This window comes from Kitasatospora sp. NPDC057542 (assembly GCF_042801945.1).
Lineage (GTDB): Bacteria > Actinomycetota > Actinomycetes > Streptomycetales > Streptomycetaceae > Kitasatospora.
Genome location: NZ_JBHVFE010000744.1, coordinates 1 through 2519 on the forward strand (window position 1 = coordinate 1; position 2519 = coordinate 2519).

The 2519-nt window shown below is 72.3% G+C and carries 4 protein-coding genes; 2 read left to right on the forward strand and 2 right to left on the reverse strand.

The window, feature by feature from the left end:
- The first annotated feature begins 301 nt into the window (after positions 1-301).
- The gene (locus ACFU7Y_RS42965; protein ID WP_380771906.1) at positions 302-667 is read left to right on the forward strand and encodes a WhiB family transcriptional regulator; all 366 of its coding nucleotides are present in this window, start codon (positions 302-304) and stop codon (positions 665-667) included.
- Here ACFU7Y_RS42965 and ACFU7Y_RS42970 read toward each other — a convergent pair.
- Positions 557-997 (reverse strand): hypothetical protein, encoded by a 441-nt coding sequence (locus ACFU7Y_RS42970; protein WP_380771907.1) that lies wholly within the window; start codon positions 995-997, stop codon positions 557-559. The two genes, ACFU7Y_RS42965 and ACFU7Y_RS42970, sit on opposite strands and share 111 nt — an antisense overlap.
- 76 nt (positions 998-1073) lie before the next feature.
- Between ACFU7Y_RS42970 and ACFU7Y_RS42975 the strand changes: the two genes are divergently transcribed.
- Complete coding sequence (locus tag ACFU7Y_RS42975; protein ID WP_224275389.1) at positions 1074-1478, forward strand: hypothetical protein; 405 nt, start codon at positions 1074-1076, stop codon at positions 1476-1478.
- Positions 1479-1511: 33 nt separating this feature from the next.
- On the opposite strand, the gene ACFU7Y_RS42980 is transcribed toward ACFU7Y_RS42975, so the two are convergent.
- A complete protein-coding gene (locus ACFU7Y_RS42980) occupies positions 1512-2297 on the reverse strand; it encodes an SDR family NAD(P)-dependent oxidoreductase (RefSeq protein WP_224275387.1) in 786 nt (261 codons plus the stop codon).
- Positions 2298-2519: the final 222 nt, after the last annotated feature.

Below are 2519 nucleotides of genomic sequence, written 5' to 3' on the forward strand. Positions count from 1 at the left end.
CCAGCAGGCCGGCGGCCGCCAGCAGGACAAGGATCGGGCGTCGGTTCGGGGTGCGCATGGCAGGGCTTCCTTCCGGGGTCGGGTGGTACGTGGCGCGGCATTCGCCGCGATGGCCGCGCCCTGCGGCCGGGTGGCCCCGGCTCAGCGCCGGTCACCGCCGGACCGAAGACTGTCCCGCAATCCGTCCCGCCCGCCAGCACCGCCCGGCAATGCGGGACGTTGGAACGGCGGAACGTGCCCTGAGCTGCGCGTTCGAGGCTTCCTGGAACGCCGTGGCGGGACGGCAAAGCCCCTGGAACGAATGTGGAGCCGAGCGCTCGACGGGGCTGCCGCGCCTCGGGTTCGTCCTGGCCGCCACGGCGGCGGACAGCCGAACGGCACACCCGCCCGGTGCCCGGTCCTACTGGAATGCCGCCGGTACGCCATGACCGTCCGTGAGCCCTACGACGTGTGGGGCGGGCTGACCGGGGACGCGCTTCGTGAAGCCCGGGTCGATCAGCTCCCGGGTCAGGCGCGCGGCCTCGTTCGGGTTCCACGGATCAGCGGGACTCACCGGTCACCTCCGGCCGCGACGCCGACGCGCCAGTGCCGCTCGGGCAGGGCGGAGCCGGCCGTCACAGGTGCAGGAGCAGGCCCTGGAGCGGCGCGGGAGCCCGCTCCGGGGTGAGGACCTGTCCTGGTCGACGGCGTACCGGCTGCTGGGCCTGGCGGCGGCCGCCGAGGCATCGAGGACGTCGTCGGCCGCCAGGCCGGGCCGGGGCTGTCCCACGCGTGGGACAGCGGCCCGGTGCTGCCGGTGCGGGTGGTAGTCGAGATCCGCAGGCACCTGGCCGGGCTCACGGACCTGGTCGCCGAGCACCTGGCGCAGGCCCGCGCCGAGGCCGGCGGCGCGCAGCTGGAGCCGGACCGGACCCGTGTGGCAGTCGCGGCGGCGGTCGCCGAGCTGCGCGAGCGGCCGGACGTGCCAACCACTGAGCTGGAGAGCAGGCCCGCGCACTGTCCTCGACCGGGCAGCGGCCCGGGCGGCGGGCAGTCAGATCGGCGTGGTCCCGGCACACCACCGGACAGCAGTCGTGGACGTGAGTATCCGTACTCAAGACGGAGCCGGGGATCAGCGCGAGGATGACCAGATGCCGCAGTGGGTGATCGACGTTCTCGTTGCCGTTGTCCTGACCACCGTGGAGGTGGTGGCACTGGTCCTCGCCTTTTTCGCCATCGGAATCAAGCTGTGGGCGGCGAACAAGGGGGGTGGCGGGGTCACACTCAGGCTGAAGCTGATCATCTGCGCCGCGTCAGTGGCGTCCTTGGTGCTGCCCTTGGCGTGTGCCTCCGGGCTGTCTCTCCTGCAGCTGCCGATCGCGGCGACCGCCCAGTGCCTGCTGGTGGCAGCCGTTCCGTTTCTCCGCCCCATCCTGATCGGTGTGAACCGTCTGCGGGAAGGCTTCGCGCGCCGCCGGCACGGACGCCAGCGGCGCTGACGCGCCCAGAAGCGCGGTGGCCCCGCCAAGCGACTAGAAGAAGCCGCCGTCCATGGGCAGCGTGCGGCCGGTCATGTAGGCGGCGTCGTCGGAGGCCAGGAAGGCGTAGCCCGCGGCGATCTCCTCGGGTTGGGCCAGGCGCCCGAGCGCGCCGTGGACCGACAGCCATTGGGAGAGTGGCATCGAGTCCCTGAGCTGGGGGTGTTGGTAGCTGGCGGCGTGCTCGGCAGCCATGTCGGTGTCGGTGCCGCCGGGGGCGATGGCGTTGATGGTGATGCCTCGCCGACCGAGTTCCGCGGACAGGTTGAGGACCATGGATTCCACGGCTGCCTTGGACGAGGCGTACAGGGTGTGGCCGAACACCGCGCGGGAGGCGCTCACCGATGAGGTGAGCACGATCCGCCCGCCCTTGCACATGTGGGCGGCGGCGTGCTGGACGGCGAACAGCTGGCCACGGGTGTTCACGGTGAAGACGCGGTCGAAGTCGGCCGGGGTGATGTTCTCCAGGGCGTCGAAGTGCTCGATGCCGGCGCACGAGGCCAGCGCGTCGAGCCGGCCGAACTCGGACACGGCCCGCTCGATCAGGGCCTTGGTCTGCTCGGGATCGGCAACGTCCGCGCGCATGGCGAGTGCCCTGCCGCCGTCGGCCGCGAGCATGGCGGCCAGCTCGTCCGCCGCCTGCCGGTTGCCGCGGTAGCCGATGACGACCGCCGCCCCTTCCGCGGCCAGCCGCGCGGCGACCGCCGCGCCGATCCCTCCGCTGCCTCCGGTCACCACCGCGACCTTGCCCGCGAAGCGGCTGCTGCCCACTGAGGTCATGGGTCTTCTTCCTTCCCGTGTTGGCGAAGCGGCTCTCGGGACACCCACGCCGGGTGCACCAGCCATGCCACCGTCCCTGTGCACGAGTGCAGGGGCGGTAAGGGCTCTGGTTCCAGCCGTCAACGTCACGATCTGACGATCCAAGGCTGGAGTACGACGACTCCAGCGTGTCCGGGCACGTCAGCGGGGCGGGCCGACCGCGGGCGAGGGCCTCGCGCCGGC